The organism is Curvibacter sp. GW821-FHT01G03, from assembly GCF_059422285.1.
Genome location: NZ_JBWKWP010000008.1, coordinates 18,475 through 33,710, shown reverse-complemented (window position 1 = coordinate 33,710; position 15,236 = coordinate 18,475). Strand labels below are relative to the sequence as shown.

General features: G+C 67.6%; 13 protein-coding genes. 5 read left to right on the top strand and 8 right to left on the bottom strand.

The genetic code is table 11. The features are described from left to right. Positions 1–77: 77 nt before the first annotated feature. The 4 genes from AC07VS_RS12815 to AC07VS_RS12800 all read left to right on the top strand — a co-directional run bounded on the left by AC07VS_RS12815 (position 78) and on the right by AC07VS_RS12800 (position 4,858). Complete coding sequence (locus AC07VS_RS12815) at positions 78–791, top strand: GntR family transcriptional regulator (RefSeq protein WP_494751115.1); 714 nt, start codon at positions 78–80, stop codon at positions 789–791. A 154-nt stretch (positions 792–945) separates the two neighbouring features. After that, positions 946–2,241 carry a cytochrome-c peroxidase gene (locus AC07VS_RS12810; RefSeq protein WP_494751114.1) on the top strand — a complete coding sequence of 432 codons (1,296 nt, stop codon included), beginning with the start codon at positions 946–948 and terminating at the stop codon, positions 2,239–2,241. 46 nt (positions 2,242–2,287) lie between these two features. Beyond that, positions 2,288–4,120 carry an ATP-binding protein gene (locus AC07VS_RS12805; protein WP_494751113.1) on the top strand — a complete coding sequence of 611 codons (1,833 nt, stop codon included), beginning with the start codon at positions 2,288–2,290 and terminating at the stop codon, positions 4,118–4,120. A gap of 15 nt (positions 4,121–4,135) precedes the next feature. Then, complete coding sequence (locus tag AC07VS_RS12800; protein WP_492347772.1) at positions 4,136–4,858, top strand: response regulator; 723 nt, start codon at positions 4,136–4,138, stop codon at positions 4,856–4,858. Between the two features lie 53 nt (positions 4,859–4,911). Here the strand turns inward: AC07VS_RS12800 and AC07VS_RS12795 are convergent, their stop codons facing one another. From AC07VS_RS12795 to AC07VS_RS12760, 8 genes are all read right to left on the bottom strand, one after another. Next, positions 4,912–5,343 carry an RES family NAD+ phosphorylase gene (locus AC07VS_RS12795; protein WP_494751277.1) on the bottom strand — a complete coding sequence of 144 codons (432 nt, stop codon included), beginning with the start codon at positions 5,341–5,343 and terminating at the stop codon, positions 4,912–4,914. Between the two features lie 50 nt (positions 5,344–5,393). Next, positions 5,394–5,945: an Xre family toxin-antitoxin system antitoxin gene (locus AC07VS_RS12790; RefSeq protein WP_494751112.1), complete on the bottom strand. Its 552-nt coding sequence runs from the start codon at positions 5,943–5,945 to the stop codon at positions 5,394–5,396. Positions 5,946–6,067: 122 nt separating this feature from the next. Then, positions 6,068–7,633 (bottom strand): acyl-CoA synthetase, encoded by a 1,566-nt coding sequence (locus AC07VS_RS12785; protein WP_494658306.1) that lies wholly within the window; start codon positions 7,631–7,633, stop codon positions 6,068–6,070. Between the two features lie 97 nt (positions 7,634–7,730). Then, on the bottom strand, positions 7,731–9,158 hold the full coding sequence (locus tag AC07VS_RS12780) for an FAD-binding oxidoreductase (RefSeq protein ID WP_494658305.1): 1,428 nt from the start codon (positions 9,156–9,158) through the stop codon (positions 7,731–7,733). A 32-nt stretch (positions 9,159–9,190) separates the two neighbouring features. Further along, a complete protein-coding gene (gene hpaI / locus AC07VS_RS12775) occupies positions 9,191–9,994 on the bottom strand; it encodes a 4-hydroxy-2-oxoheptanedioate aldolase (protein WP_494751276.1) in 804 nt (267 codons plus the stop codon). 102 nt (positions 9,995–10,096) lie between these two features. Then, on the bottom strand, positions 10,097–11,596 hold the full coding sequence (locus AC07VS_RS12770; protein WP_494751111.1) for an NAD-dependent succinate-semialdehyde dehydrogenase: 1,500 nt from the start codon (positions 11,594–11,596) through the stop codon (positions 10,097–10,099). 42 nt (positions 11,597–11,638) lie between these two features. Then, positions 11,639–13,165 (bottom strand): UxaA family hydrolase, encoded by a 1,527-nt coding sequence (locus tag AC07VS_RS12765; protein WP_494658303.1) that lies wholly within the window; start codon positions 13,163–13,165, stop codon positions 11,639–11,641. A 6-nt stretch (positions 13,166–13,171) separates the two neighbouring features. Then, complete coding sequence (locus AC07VS_RS12760; protein WP_494751110.1) at positions 13,172–14,179, bottom strand: tripartite tricarboxylate transporter substrate binding protein; 1,008 nt, start codon at positions 14,177–14,179, stop codon at positions 13,172–13,174. A 116-nt stretch (positions 14,180–14,295) separates the two neighbouring features. On the opposite strand from AC07VS_RS12760, the gene AC07VS_RS12755 reads away from it, so the two are divergent. Then, on the top strand, positions 14,296–15,234 hold the full coding sequence (locus AC07VS_RS12755; protein ID WP_494751109.1) for a LysR family transcriptional regulator: 939 nt from the start codon (positions 14,296–14,298) through the stop codon (positions 15,232–15,234). The last annotated feature ends 2 nt before the right edge of the window (positions 15,235–15,236 follow it).

Below are 15,236 nucleotides of genomic sequence, written 5' to 3'. Positions count from 1 at the left end.
CTCTTTCGCAGGTGGGTTGGATTTATTGGATCCAATTCTAGAAAATAATGTCTGAAAACACAAAAGAAATCTTAAAAATGGATCCAATAAGGCCGTCGTCCGCCGATTCGCTCAGTGTCGTGGCCAGTCTGCGCCAGCTCATCATGGATGGGCACTTTCCGCCGGGTGCGCGCCTGGCCGAAGAGGCGGTGGCCGAGGCGCTGGGCGTTTCACGCACCCCCATCCGGCTGGCCTTTCGCACGCTGGAGCAAGAGGGCCTGCTCGAAAAGACCGGCAAGCGCGGCCTGGTGGTGCGCGATTTTTCCGAGGCCGACGTGCTGTGCGCGCTGGAGGTGCGGGGCGTGCTCGAAGGCTTGGCCGCACGGCGCCTGGCCGAGCGCGGGCTCGATGCGACGCTGCGCGAGCGCTTGCAGGCCTGCCTGGACGAGGGCGAGCGGGTGCTGGCCCCGGGTGCTCTGCAACTGGAGAGCGTGGCTGCCTGGAGCGCGCTCAACGACAGCTTCCACAACGCCATCGTGGGGGCGGCCGGCAGCCAGGTGATCGGCGACGCCATCACGCGCAACAACCACCTGCCTTTTGCCTCGGCCGGCTCGATCCAGATCGACAAGCTGGCACTCGACCGCGAATACCAGAAGCTGCGAGTGGCCCAGTTGCAGCATCAACTGGTGTTCGATGCCCTGTTGCGCGGTGAGTCGGCGAGGGTGGAGATGCTGATGCGTGAGCACGCCTACATCGGGCTGCGTTATGGGCCCCTGCTGGGGCCGGCAGGGGTGGGCGGTTTGCGGCCCTGAGCCGATCGGGGTCATCGTTTTGAGCACCTGAGTTCAGGTGCCGAACCCTCGACGGGGCGAGGGCACCGGCCCACGGGATTTCACGGAGCTGGCTCCACAATTCATCCAGATTCGATCGATACATTGCTGATACAAATCCTCCACGGAGTCAGCCATGCATCCTCATCCCGTCGAATCGTCCTTGCGCGAACTGGCCCGGTCGGCCACCTTGATCGGACTCGCTGCGCTGCTCAGTGCCTGCGGCGGTGGCGGTGATCCGGGCAACGGGGCCTTGGCCGCCAGCAGCACCGTCGACCTGGCCGCCCTGGATGCCCCGGTGACGGTCACGGCCCGTGCCACCGTGCCCTTGTCGCCCTTGGCCCAGCTGGGGCAGCAGATCTTCAACGACGGCAATCTGTCGGTGCCCCGGGGCACCTCCTGCGCTTCGTGCCACACCCCGGGCAAGGGCTTCGCCGACAACCACGGCGGCAATTTTGGCGTGGCGGTGGGCAGCCTGCCGGGCTCGATCGGTCTGCGCAACTCGCTCTCCAATGCCTACAGTGCCCGCACGCCCGCCTTCGGCTTTGTGCCCGCCGCCAACGGGCAGGGGGTGATCGCCCGTGGCGGCCTGTTCTGGGACGGGCGCGCCGACACCCTGGCCCAGCAGGCCTTGGGGCCGTTTCTTGAACCCTCCGAGATGAACAACCCCGACGCCGGCGCCGTGGTGCGGGCCGTGGCCCAGGCGGCCTATGCACCGGCTTTCATGGCGCAGTTCGGCAACTCGGTGTTCAGCACGCCAGCCCAGGCCTTTGCCGCCATCGGGCAGGCCCTGCAGGCCTTCGAGCAATCGCAGCTGCTGCAGCCCTTCACCTCCAAGTACGACGCCGTCGTGCGGCACCAAGCCACCTTCACGCCGGCCGAACAGCGGGGCCTGAATCTGTTCGTGGATCGCCAGCGCGGCAACTGCGCGGGTTGCCATCGGGCCAACCCCGCGACCGGCAATCCGCTGGATTCCCCCTTCACCGATTTCAGCTACATGGCCACCGGCGTGCCGCGCAACCCGGCCATCCCGGCCAATGCCAACCCGGCGTTCTTCGATCTGGGTCTGTGCGGCCCCAAGCGCGCCGCCCCCACGCCGCCGGTCGGCGTGGACGTGGCCAGCCTCTGTGGCAAGTTCCGCATGCCCTCGCTGCGCAATGTGGCCTTGCGCCAGCGCTACATGCACAACGGCTTTTTCAGCGACCTGCATGATGTGGTGGCCTTCTATTCGACCCGCGTCAGCAACCCGCAGCACTGGTATGGCCCCAGCGGTGTGCCGAATGACCTGCCGGCCACCTACCAGGCCAACCTCGAAACCCAGCGGCCACCGTTCAACCGCCGTGCGGCCCAGGGGCCCGTGCTGACCCAGGCCGAGATCAATGACCTGGTGGTGTTTCTGGGCACCCTGAGCGACGGCTACACTGCGCCATGACCTGCCCCGCCTGTCGCTTTCCGTGGCGCTCTCGTCGGTACTCGCCATGCGTCTAGGCCTGGCCCAGCAATTGGCGCTGCTGCTGCTGGCGGCCGTGCTCGCCTCGACATTGGGCCTGGGCACGGTGATGGCCATCAGCCTGCGCAACGGCTTCAACGACTACCTGCGCGCCCGCGAGGAGCAGGAGCTGGACCGCTTCATCGGTGTCGTCGAGCGCCACGCAGAGAAAGACCCCAGCCTGCAATGGCTGGACCATGCCCCCGAGGCCATGCGCCAGCTGGTGGATGAGCACGAACTGCTGTTGCAGGGCGATCGCCCCCGCCCGCCGCTGCCGGAGCCCGCAGTGCCCCGGCCGGCAGCCGATCCGTCGTCCGGTGCTCCTCCGGTCACGGCACCCTCCTGGTCGCAACCGCAACCGCAACCGCAACCGCAACCGCAACCGCAGCCACAGCCACAGCCACAGCCACAGCCACAGCCACAGCCACAGCCACAGCCACAGCCACAGCCACAGGGCGGCCCTCCCCCCTGGCCCGAGCCGCCCGCGCCCGGCTGGCGGCCACCGCCTCCGCACCCTGGGCAAGGCCCGGGTTCAGGGTGGGGGCGGCCGCCCCCCCCAGCTCACCCGCCGCGCCCGCGGGCGCCCGAGCCCGGCTGGGGCCCCGGGCCCGTCTCTTCGTTGCCGGCCGGCTTGGCCGGCTGGGTGGATCTACTGGTCCAGCCTGGCACCGCCCAGGCGGCCATCGAGGCTTGGTCGCCGCCGCATCCCTTGCCGCATCCGCCGGGCAGCATGGCGGGGCGGGTGCAGATTTTCGACAAGAACCACCGGCGCCTGGCGGGAGCCGCCCCACCGCCGGGGGACGAGGTGCTGACGCACGCCATCCAATGGCAAGGCCAGGTGATCGGCTACGCCAGCCTCAACCTGCGCCCGGCCGAGGGCTCGGCCGACTCGGTCTTTCTGCGCCAACAGTACGGGCGCCTGGCCTGGGCCCTGGCGGTCACGGTGTTGCTGGCCTTGGCGGCGGCGGTGCTGATTGCGCGGGGCTGGAGCGCGCCATTGCGCGCGGTGCAAGCGGCCGCCCGGCGCATGGCCCGTGGTGACTTCACGGCCCAGCTCAAGCCCCGAGGCGCCACCGAGATCGCGGCGTTGATGGCCGACATGAACGTGATGGGCCAGACCCTGGCCAGCCAGGAAAGCGCCCGCCGAACCTGGATCGCCCAGGTCTCACACGAGCTGCGCACACCTTTGTCGGTCCTGCAAGGCGAACTCGAATCCATCGAGGACGGGGCCCGACAGGCCACGCCCGAAGTGTTGGCCAGCCTGCGCGAAGAGGTGCTCAAGCTGGGCCGTCTGGTCAACGATCTGCACACCCTGGCCCTGTCGGACATGGGCGAGCTGCATTGTGTGTGGCGTGACGGCAACGCGGCTGAGTTGGTGCAACGCTGCGCGCGCCGTTTCGAAGGGCAGGCAGCGCGCCAGGGCCTGCGTCTGGAACTGCTGGTGCTGGACGAGCCCATTGCCGTGTGCTGGGACCTGGGCCGCATCGAGCAGATGCTGGCCAACCTGATCGACAACAGTCTGAGCTACACCGATGCACCCGGCCTGGTGCGTCTGCGCTGTGAGGCCAGCGCCTTGGGCGTGCGTTTCATCGTCGAAGACAGTGCCCCGGGCGTGGCGCCCGAACAGTTGCACCGCCTGTTTGAGCCGCTGTTTCGCACCGAGGGCGCCCGCCTGCGCCAGCGCCCAGGCTCGGCCGGTAGTGGCCTGGGCCTGGCCATTGCCCAGGCCATCGTCAAGGCCCACCAGGGCCGCGTCGCGGCCAGCCTCAGCCCGCTGGGCGGCCTGCGCATGGACATCGAACTGCCCCGTCAACCCGCCTGAGTTCCTAACCCCGTCATGTCAACCCCTGCCGCCCCCCCAGTCTCTGCCCCGAAACGCACCGTGCTGGTGGTGGAGGACGACTTCAAGATCGCCGACATGCTCAGCAATTACCTGGGGGCCCAGGGCTTCCGGGGGGTCTGGTTGTCGGAGGGGCGGCAGGTCTGCCCCTGTGTTCGCGAGCTGCAGCCCTCGGCCGTGCTGCTGGACCTCACGCTGCCCGACCAGGACGGCCTGTCGGTCTGCCGCGAGCTGCGTGCTTTCTCCGACGTGCCGGTGATGATGATCACGGCCCGTGTCGACGAGATCGATCGCCTGGAAGGCCTGGAGACCGGCGCTGACGACTATGTCTGCAAGCCCTTCAGCCCGCGCGAGGTGGTGGCCCGGTTGAATGCCTTGCTGCGCCGCGCCGAAGGTCGACTGGCCCAGGCGGCCTGGCCGCCCGAACAGGGCTTTGTGGTGGACGAGTCGGCCCTGCAGGTGCGTTGGCAGCGCCAGCCCCTGGGCCTGACTGCGGTTGAGTTTCGCCTGCTGCGCTTGTTGCTGTCGCGCCCCGGCCAGGTGCTGGAGCGCAGCCGCCTGCTTGATGAGGTGCACGAGGGCGACCTGCGCGACGTGAGCGACCGGGTGATCGACAGCCACATCAAGAACCTGCGCAAGAAGATCGAGCGCCTGCGCCCTGAGGGCTCGGGCATTGTGTCGGTGTACGGGGTGGGGTATCGGATGGAGTTGCCGGGGTGAACCTTGATCCAAGGTTGACCGAGTGAGGTCAAACGGTAGCGCTGCAGCTCACATCAAGACCCAGAGAAGAGGCGGGGGTCGAAAACGAAGGGGTTGCGTTCGATATCGACCACGATGCTCGCGTAGGCGGGCACTTGGGGATTGATGAGCAGGTTGAATTCTCTCGGCTCCACAAACGAAGGGACCCACAGACCGAGAGAGAGCCCTCCAGCAAGCCAGTGGTCACCGATGGCGCGTGTCGCCGCCTCGTTGTTGCGCCAATCGCCGTGCAGCCCTAAATCGTGCACGCTTGGCAGCTCGGCTCCTGCAGGCAAATCCAGACGCATCAGAACCTGATTCTTGGGATTGGACCCGTTGGCATGGACTCGCTTTTCCAACTGGCACAGGGAGCGGGTGCTACCGGCGTAGACCATCTGCAGCGGGCCTCGGGTGTGCCAGCGTCCGTTGGCCAGGGTAGAACCAAGACCCAACTCCGCAAGCAACACGGGTAAGGCGGGGACAGGGGCTCTGCAGAAGCCGATGCGAAACACCGAGGTCAAACTGCACCGCCGTACTTCACAGCGATCAGTATTTCCTTCACGCGCTCAGCCCCGTAGGCCGTCCTTGCCCAATCCAAGGGCGAGTCACCGCCCAACATCGGATGGCCGCGACGCAACCACGCCGCCGCCTCCTCCGGGCTCTCAAAAGTGTCCTCGGCCAGTTGGTTCAACTCCAGCAGGCGCAGCACGCTCTCAGCGGCATGCATCGGAAGGGGCTTCTCCACGGCCACCTTTCGGAACGCCGTGGCTCTGTCCAGATCTACCAGTTCGGCCAGGGCCCCTTTGCCAATCCCCAAGTACTCACCGAGCGCAACCAAGGAGCGACTGGGGATCCCCTGACGCACGATGCAATGGGCTGTGGTTGCGGGGATCGAATTCACCGTGATCAGAGCATCCAGATCCGGAAGCCGGAAAGTCGAACCAGAGGATTCAGACTCTTTGCAGGCCGTTCCGTGCCCGCCAGAGACGATGATGGCCATGAGCGCCCTGTAGTCTTGTAGACGCTGCTCGGCTCTCGTTGAGGGGCGTTTTGAGGTCAGGCTGGACATCCAGGGTTCTCCTTATGATGATGCAATTGCATCATGGCGGAGTTGAATTTGCAACATGCAATATCAAAGCCCCTTGTGCAGGGGTGTCAAATTCAAGTTGTGTCGCCGACAAGATGCAGCGTCTAGCCGGCGCCTGCCTCATTCAACTCCAAGCGCAATTGCCGCTTCAGCAGCTTGCCACTGGGGTTCTTGGGCAGGGCCTCGACAAACACCACGCGCTTGGGGCATTTGAAGCCGGCCAGGTGGGCGCTGCAATGGGCCATCACCTCAGCCTCATTCAGGGCCAGGCCGGCCTTCACCACCACCACGGCGGTCACCGCCTCGACCCAGCGGGCGTCGGGCAGGCCTACCACTGCCACCTCGCTGACCTGGGGCAGGCGGTAGATGGTTTCTTCGACCTCGCGGCTGGCCACGTTTTCGCCACCGGTCTTGATCATGTCCTTCTTGCGGTCGACCACCGTGATGTAGCCCTCGGCGTCCACCGTGGCCAGGTCGCCGCTGTGGAACCAACCGCCCTCAAAGGCGGCCCGGGTGCGTTCTTCGTCATGGAAGTAGCCCAGCATCAGATGCGGCGAGCGGTGCACGATCTCGCCCACCTCGCCGGCGGCCACATCGCGCATCTGGTCATCGACCACCCGGGTCTCCACATTGGTGACGGCGCGCCCGCACGAGCCCGGTTTGCGCAGCTGGTCTTCGGGGCCCAGCATGGTGGCCAGGGGCGCGATCTCGGTCTGGCCATACAGGTTCCACAGTTGCACGCGCGGCAGGCGCTGGGCCAGTTCCTTGAGCACCTCCACTGGCATGATCGAGGCGCCGTAATAGCCCTTGGCCAGGCTGGCCAGCCGCTGTTCGCTGAAGGCGGGCGAGCGCAGCAGGGCAATCCATACCGTGGGCGGGGCAAAGAAGCTGGTGATGCGGTGGGTTTCGATCAGGTCCAGCAAGCGATCGGCGACTGGCCGCCCGGTGATGATGTTGGTGGCGCCCACGTAAATGGCGGGCCCGAAGAACACGTCTAGCTGGGCGCAGTGGTACAGCGGCAGGGCATGCAGCATCAGGTCGTCGCGGGCAATGGCTGCGTCCATCACGCAGCTCACGTACTGCCACAACACCGCATCGTGGGTCAGCATGGCGCCCTTGGGGCTGGACTCGGTGCCGCTGGTGTAGACGATCTGGGCCAGATCGGTGCTGTCGGGGCCAGTGGCCTGAAGCGTTGCGTCACAGCGCGCCAGGTGGTCGAAATCGAGCATGTCGGGTTCGGGCTCAGTGGGCTCCTCGCTGGGCAGCCAGATGAACTGCCGCACCTGGGTCTGCAAGGTGGCGGCCTGGCGTGCCACCGGGGCAAACTCGGAGTCGGTGGCCAGGGTGCGCGCACCTGCGTGGCGCAGGATGAACGCCACCTCGTCGGCCTTGAGCATGAAGTTGATCGGCACCAGCACGGCCCCCAGGCGGGCCAGGGCAAAGCGCATGGCCGCAAAGGCGTGTGAGTTGCGCGCCAGCAGGGCCACGTTGTCGCCAGGGGCAATGCCCTGTTGGGCCAGGCCGGCCGCCAGGCGGGTGACCAGGGCGTCGAATTCGCTGTAACTCCAGCGGGTGGCACCGCACACGATGGCGGTCTTGTTCGGCAGGCGCTGCGCAGTACGGCGCAGGATGTCGCCCAAGGTCTGGCGACGGCTGAGAGAAGGGTTCATGGCGGCGGCAGGGTTGGTGAAGGCAGCCCCCATCTGAACCGCCGCCGCCGGCACTGGCAATCGGTGAAAGCCTGGGGAGCCTGTTGTCAGCCCGGCCTCATACCGCCGGCAGCATCTTTCCGGGATTGAGCAGGCCCTGCGGGTCCAATGCCCGCTTCACCTGCCACATCAGGGCCAGTTCCACCTCGGATTTGTACAGGCGCAGGTCGTCGCGCTTGGCCACACCGATGCCGTGCTCGGCCGAAATCGAGCCATGCAGGCGGTGCACGAGCTGGTCCACGGCGGTCGAGACTTCGGCGTAGTGGGCGTCCAGGTAGTCGCGCGCCGGGGTGTTGGCGGGGCGCAGCGGGTTGAAGTGCACGTTGCCGTCGCCCATGTGGCCGTAGATCACCATGCGGCTGCCTGGGGCCAGGGTCTGCACCTGCTGGCTGGCCTGTTCAATGAAGGCCGGGATGTCCGACAGCGGGACCGACACATCGCATTTGATGCTGCCGCCGGTGCGGGTCTGGGCGTCCGAGATTTCTTCGCGCAGGCGCCAGAAGGCCTGCACATCCGACAGGCTGGCCGCCAGCGCGGCGTCTTGCACCCAGCCTTGTTCCATGCCGGTTTCGAGCACGCCCGTCAGTTGGGCGTCCAGGGCGGCCTGCTCGCCGGTGGAGCTGAACTCCATCAGCACCATCCAGGCCGGCTGGCCCGCCAGTGGCGGGCGGGCACCGCCCAGGTAGTCGCAGACCAGGGCCATGGCGTCGGCCGAGACCAGTTCGAAGGCGGTCACATGAGGGCCGGCCAGTTGCTTGGCCAGGCCCAGCAACTGCACCGCGGCCGCCGGGTCGCTGACCGCCACGAAGGTAGCGGACACGGCCCGCGGCTGCGGGTAGAGCTTGAGCACGGCGGCGGTGATGATGCCCAGCGTACCTTCCGAGCCGATGAACAACTGCTTGAGGTCGTAGCCGGTGTTGTCCTTGCGCAAGCCGCGCAGGCTGGAATAGACGCGCCCATCGGGCAGCACGGCCTCGATGCCCAGCACCAGATCGCGCATGTTGCCGTAGCGCAGCACCGCGGTGCCGCCGGCATTGGTGGCCAGGTTGCCGCCGATCTGGCACGAGCCCTCCGAGCCGATGCGCAGCGGGAACAGGCGCTTGGCCTCGTCGGCCGCGGCACGGGCGCCGCTCAAGGTCACGCCGGCCTGCAGGGTCAAGGTGTCGTTGACGGTGTCCACTCCCAGCACCTGGTTCATGCGGCGCAGGTTGAGCACGATGGCGCCCGAGTCGCGCTCGGGCACGGCACCGCCCATCAAAGAGGTGTTGCCGCCCTGGGGCACCACACGGATGCCGTGGGCGTGGCAGCAGGCCATGACCTGGCTGACCTCTTCGGTGCTGGCAGGCAGTACCACGGCCAGCGCGTCGCCCCGGTAGAGCTTGCGGTAGTCGGTGGTGAAGGATTCGGTGTCGACCGTGGCGGTGAGGCAGTGGGCGGCACCGACGATCTGGCCCAGGGCCTGGAGGGTTTCAGCGGAGGTAGGCATGGCAGATGACGTTGTGAGGCGTGTGGCGGGGCTCAGTAGGCCGCACCGGGGGCCGGCGCTGCCACGGGGGCGGTGTTCAGAAAGCTGGCGGCCAGGCAACGGGCTGCCTGAGCGTACAGCAGCACGTCGACCCCGGTGGCGACGAAGGTGCAGCCCAGTTCCAGGTAGCGGCGGGCCAGGACCGGGTCGGATGTCAGGGTGCCGGCGGCCTTGCCGCTGGCGATGATGGTGCGCATGGCGCCTTCGATGGCGGCCTGCACCTCGGGGTGGCCCGGGTTGCCGCGGTGGCCCATCGACGCGGCCAGATCGGCCGGGCCGATGAAGACACCATCCACGCCGTCGACCTCGCAGATGGCCTGCAGATGGCTGAGCGCGGTCACGGTTTCGGCCTGCACCAACAGGCACACCTCGCTGTCGGCCACCTGGAGGTAGTCGCCGCGGGCGCTCCAGCGGGAGGCCCGGCCCACGGCGCTGCCCACGCCGCGGATGCCCTGGGGCGGGTAGCGGGTGGCACTGACCACCTGGGCGGCCTGTTCAGCGGTATCCACCATGGGCACCAGCAGGTTCTGCACACCGATGTCCAGCAGTTGCTTGATCAGCGCCGTGTCGGCCTGGACGGCGCGCACCACGGGCTGAGCCCGGTAAGGGGCCACGGCCTGCAGCGCGGCCAGGGTGCTGCGCAGGTCATTGGGGGCGTGCTCGCCGTCGATCAGCAACCAGTCGAAGCCGGCGGTGGCGCTGACCTCGGCCAGGTAGGGGTCGGCCATGGACAGCCACAGACCCACCTGGGCCTGGCGTTGTTGCAGGGCGTATTTGAAGGGGTTGCCGCTGGGCAGGCTGCTGGTGGGTGTCATGGCTTGAGGATGGATTTGCGCTGGCGGCAACTTGCTGCCGCCAGGGGTTGAAAATGGGGATGGCCGCGGGGCGGGTTGGCAGAATCAGCCCAGCCCGCCCTGGCACAGGTACTTGATGTGCTGGTAGTCGTCCAGGCCATGCACCGAGCCCTCGCGACCGTAGCCCGAGGCCTTGACGCCGCCAAAGGGCGCGGCCTCTGCCGCCAGGGCACCTTCGTTGATGCCCACGATGCCGCACTCCAGCGCCTCGCTGACGCGCCAGATGCGCGCCGGGTCCTGGGTGTAGAAGTAGGCGGCCAGGCCATAAGGCGTGCCATTGGCGGCGGCGATCACCTCGGCCTCGGTCTGGAAGCGGGTGACCGGCACCACGGGGCCGAAGGTTTCCTCGCAGGCGCATTCCATGTCCGGTTGCGCCTCGGTCAGCACGGTGGGTGCGTAGTAGGCGGCGCCGGGGGCGTCATCGCGCTTCAGGCGCTCGCCGCCGGTGCGCACCACCGCGCCCTTGGCCACGGCGTCTTGCACGTGGCGCTCGATCTTGGCCACGGCGCGCTCATTGATCATGGGGCCGATCTGCGAGGCCGGGTCGCTGGCCGGCCCCACCTGCAGTGCAGCCACACGGGCCACCAGCCTGCCCACGAAGCCCTCGTGCACGGCCTCGTGCACATACACGCGGTTGGGGCAGACGCAGGTCTGGCCGCCGTTGCGGAACTTGGCCACCATCAGGCCTTCGACCGCGGCGTCCAGGTCGGCGTCCTCGAACACGATGAAGGGGGCATTACCGCCCAACTCCAGCGAAAGCTTCTTGAGCGTGGCGGCCGATTCACGCGCCAGGTGGCGGCCCACGGGGGTGCTGCCGGTGAAGCTGATCTTGCGCACGCGCTCGTCGGCCAGCCACACGTCGACCACCTCGGGGGTGCGGTCGCGTGAGGCGGTGACCAGGTTCAACACGCCGGCGGGTACGCCCGCCTCTTGCGCCAGCTTAGCCAGGGCCAGGGCGGTGAGCGGGGTGTCTTCGGCAGGCTTGGCTACCACGGTGCAGCCGGCGGCCAGGGCCGGGGCGATCTTGCGCGCGATCATGGCGGCTGGAAAGTTCCACGGTGTGATCACCGCCACCACGCCCACAGGCTCGCGCACCGCCAGCAGGCGCTTGTTGCGCGCCGGGGTGGGGATCACCTCGCCATTGGCGCGGGTGGCCTGCTCGGCAAACCACGCCACATAGCTGGCGGCGTACAGCACCTCGCCACGGCCTTCGGCCAGGGGCTTGCCCTGCTCGCGGCTGATCAGCCGGCCCAGGTCGTCCTGGTGGGCCACGATCAGGTCGTTCCAGCGCTTCAGGATGGCGGCGCGCTCGCGTGCAGGAAGGGCCTTCCAGGCCGGAAAGGCCGCCTGGGCCGCGTTCAGGGCGGCATGGGCATCCATGGCACCGCCGTCGGGCACGGTGGCGATCTGGCTCAGGTCGGCGGGGTCGTAGACGGGCAGCGTGGCGCCGTCTGCCTGCAGGCTGGCACACCAAAGGCCTGCAATCAGATGGCGGGTTTCGATCAGGTCGGCCCGGTTCAGGGCCAGCGGGTGGGACACGGTCATGGGGTCTCGTCTTGAAAAAGGGTCAGCTGCGAAGGAGGGCTGTCAGCTCACGATGCCCAGGTGCCAGGGCACGAACTCGTGGTCGCCCAGGCCCAGCAGTTCGCTCTTGGTGCGTTCGCCCGAGGCGTGGCGCAGGATGGCTTCGAAGATGCGCTGGCCCATGCCGGGCAGGTCCACCTCGCCGTCGAGGATGGCGCCGCAGTTGATGTCCATGTCCTCGCTCAGGCGCTGGTACATGGGGGTGTTGCTGGCCAGCTTGATGGTGGGCGCCGGCTTGCTGCCGAACATTGACCCACGCCCGGTGGTGAAGCAGATCAGGTTGGCGCCGCTGGCAATCTGGCCGGTGGCCGAAACCGGGTCGTAGCCCGGCGAGTCCATGAAGACAAAGCCCTTGCGGTCGATGGGCTCGGCGTAGGCGTACACGCCCTGCAGCGGGGTGGTGCCGCACTTCATGGCCGAGCCCAGCGATTTTTCAAAGATGTTGGCCAAGCCGCCGGCCTGGTTGCCCGGGCCCACCACGCCATTGAACTGGCCGTTGTGGCCGCGGGTGTACTCGGCCCACCAGGTGAGTTGGTCCAGCAGCTTCTGGCCTACCTCGGGGGAGACGGCACGGCGCGTCAGCATGTATTCCACGCCGTGGATCTCGGGCGTCTCGGACAGAATGGCCGTACCACCGTGGCGCACCAGGATGTCCATGGCCGCGCCCAGGGCTGGGTTGGCTGTGATGCCCGAGAAACCGTCCGAGCCGCCGCACTGCAGGCCGATGCTGATGTGGCTGGCCGGCACGGTCTGGCGTTGGCAGGCATTGGCCAGGGGCAGCATCTCTTCGATGGCGCGGATGCCGGCCTCGATGGTGACGCGGGTGCCGCCCACGTCCTGCATCACCATGCTGCGCATCAGGCGTCCGCTTTTCAGGCCTTGGGAGTCCATCAGGTCGGCCACCTGGTTGCGCTCGCAGCCCAGGCCCACGACCAGGACGCCGGCCAGGTTGGGGTGGCGGGCGTAGCCAGCCAGGGTGCGGCGCAGCAGGTCGAAGTGCGGGCTGGGCGAGGACATGCCGCAGCCTGTGGTCTGGGTGAAGGCGACGACGCCGTCCACGTTGGGATAGGCGCTCAGGCGCTCAGGCGTGAAATGGGCCGCGATGTGGCTGATGGCGGTGGCCGAGCAGTTCACCGAGGCCAGAATGCCCACGAAATTGCGGGTGCCCACTCGGCCGTCTTCGCGCACATAGCCCTGGAAGGTGGCTCGCTCGGATTCGTGCACATAGTCGACCGGGCGCACATCCAGGCCGAAGCCCGGGTCGCGGTCGAATTCGACCAGGCGCAGGTTGTGCGTGTGCACGTAGTCGCCGGGCTCGATGTCGCGCGCGGCGACACCGATGACGGCGTTGTATTTGCGCACCGCCTCACCTTCTGCAATGCGGCAGGCCGCGATCTTGTGGCCGGCGGGCACTTGGGCCCGGGCCTTGGCGCCCAGCTCGGGCAGGGCCTGGCCGATGGCCACTGGCAGCTTCGCGATCAACACGTTGTCGGCCGTGTGCAGGCGGATCAGGTGGGGGGAGGTGCTCATGGCCAATCAGCCTTTTTCCAGAAGTTCTTTGAGTTTGAGTCGCTCGATCAGGGCGGTGTCGCGCTTGTAGACCTCAGCCACATAGCGCTTGTAGTCGGGGCCGTCCAGGTACATCAGGGGGGCGTCGATGCGGGCTGCGACGGCCTTGAATTCTTCGCTGGCAATGGCCTGGCGGAAGGCGTCGCGCAGCTTTTTCTCGACGGCAACCGGCAGGCCGGCCGGGGCGCCGATGCCGTTAGGGGCATCGACCACCACCTTGAAACCCAGCTCTTGGAGGGTGGGTGTGCTGTTGAAGCGAGGCGTGCGCTGCTCGCCCCAGGTGGCCAGCAGGCGCAGCTTGCCGCCCTCGACATGGGGTGCCCAGGAGCTGGAATCGGCCAGCATGTCGACCTGGCCGCCCAGGGTGTCGTTGAGGGCTGCGGCGCCGCCTTTGTAGGCGATACCGTTGAGCTGGATGCCGGCGGCAAACGCAAATTCTTCCATGCCCACATGGGTGGCGCCGCCGATGCCGGCGTGCGCATAAGTCAGCTGGCCCGGGTGGGTCTTGGCGTAGGCGACCATCTCTTGCAGTGTCTTGAAGCGCGACTCTGTCGGCACGGCAATCCCGAAGGTCTGGCCCGAGCTGCGGGCCAGGTAGCTGAAGTCCTTCAGCGGGTCGGCCTGCAGCATGCCCAGCTGCGAAAAGCGCGTGACCGAGATCGGGATCTGGCCGATGGTGTAGCCGTCGGCCTTGGCGCCGGCCAGCGCTTTCACGCCGATCATGCCGGCCGCGCCGGCCTTGTTGTCCACGGTCACTGGCTGCTTGAGGATGCGCGCCGCCACCTGGCAGATGGCCCGCATCGACACATCGGCCGTGCCGCCGGCCGGCCAGGGGCAGATGAAGTTGATGGGGCGGCTGGGGTAGTCGTCCGCCGCGGCGGCCAGGGCCGGCAAGGTGGCGGCGGTGCCGCCGACCAGGGGGCCGAGCGCGGCGCCAGCCAGCCACTCGCGGCGATTGAGGCGAGGCAATTTCATGATGACAGTGTCTCCGTCAGTGATTCTTGGGCCGCATGGTGCGCTTTTGATTCATAACCGTCCAATCGAAAATTGGAAACTTGATATGAGTAATACCTCATGTAATATGCGCGCCCATGTCCCACATCGACCGCGCTCTGCGCTCCAACATCAAGCTGCGCCACCTGCAATTGCTGCTGGCGCTCAATGAGTTCCGCCACCTGGGCCGCACGGCCGAATTTCTGTCGGTCACACAGCCGGCGGTGTCCAAGATGCTGGGCGAGGTCGAAGACATGTTGGGCCTGCAGCTGTTTGATCGCTCCCGCAGGGGCACCGAACCCACGGCGGCCGGCCTGTCGATGCTGCGCTTTGCCCGTTCGGTGTTGGCCGACTACGAACGCACCCGCGACGAGATCAGCACCATCGAGCGCGGGGTGGCTGGGCGCGCCCGGGTCGGCGCCATGGTGGTGGGCCTGCCCACGCTGCTGGCACCCGCCATCGAGCGCCTGAAGGCCGAATCGTCAGAGGCCACCGTGCTGATCGAGGAGGGCGACCTGACCCACCTGTTGCCCAAGCTGCGCCTGGGTGAACTCGATCTGTTCGTGGGCCGGCTGGAGCCCGGCTATGCCGCTCCCGACCTGCTGACCGAGGCGCTGTATGAGGAGCGCATGCGCGTGGTGCTGCGCCCCGATCACCCTTTGCTGGGGGGCACGGCTGAGCCAGGCTGGCCTGAGCTGGCCAATGGCCGCTGGGTGGCCCCGCCGCCCTGGGCGTCGATGCGGGTGAAGCTGGAGCAGCAGTTCTTCCGCCTGGGCCTGACGCCACCGCCCGATGTGGTCGAGACCGCGTCCTTCCTGGGCCAATTGACCCTGCTGCGCGACCAGAACGCTGCTGCCCTGATGGCTGACTCGGTGGCCCGGCACTTTGCGGCCCTGGGCCTGCTCACGCCCCTGGCGCTCGATGTGGAGGCCGAGGTGCCTCCCGTGGGCCTGATCACCCTGCGCGGGCGGCCGCTGACGCCGATCACCCAGCGCCTGGTGAGCCTGCTGCGGGCGGTGGCGACCGAGCGGGCCTGAGT

Coding starts and splice junctions, on each gene's coding strand:
- AC07VS_RS12815 (WP_494751115.1), top strand. CDS start 78: ATGGATCCAATAAGGCCGTCGTCCGCCGATTCGCTCAGTGTCGTGGCC.
- AC07VS_RS12810 (WP_494751114.1), top strand. CDS start 946: ATGCATCCTCATCCCGTCGAATCGTCCTTGCGCGAACTGGCCCGGTCG.
- AC07VS_RS12805 (WP_494751113.1), top strand. CDS start 2,288: ATGCGTCTAGGCCTGGCCCAGCAATTGGCGCTGCTGCTGCTGGCGGCC.
- AC07VS_RS12800 (WP_492347772.1), top strand. CDS start 4,136: ATGTCAACCCCTGCCGCCCCCCCAGTCTCTGCCCCGAAACGCACCGTG.
- AC07VS_RS12790 (WP_494751112.1), bottom strand. CDS start 5,945: ATGTCCAGCCTGACCTCAAAACGCCCCTCAACGAGAGCCGAGCAGCGT.
- AC07VS_RS12785 (WP_494658306.1), bottom strand. CDS start 7,633: ATGAACCCTTCTCTCAGCCGTCGCCAGACCTTGGGCGACATCCTGCGC.
- AC07VS_RS12780 (WP_494658305.1), bottom strand. CDS start 9,158: ATGCCTACCTCCGCTGAAACCCTCCAGGCCCTGGGCCAGATCGTCGGT.
- AC07VS_RS12770 (WP_494751111.1), bottom strand. CDS start 11,596: ATGACCGTGTCCCACCCGCTGGCCCTGAACCGGGCCGACCTGATCGAA.
- AC07VS_RS12765 (WP_494658303.1), bottom strand. CDS start 13,165: ATGAGCACCTCCCCCCACCTGATCCGCCTGCACACGGCCGACAACGTG.
- AC07VS_RS12760 (WP_494751110.1), bottom strand. CDS start 14,179: ATGAAATTGCCTCGCCTCAATCGCCGCGAGTGGCTGGCTGGCGCCGCG.
- AC07VS_RS12755 (WP_494751109.1), top strand. CDS start 14,296: ATGTCCCACATCGACCGCGCTCTGCGCTCCAACATCAAGCTGCGCCAC.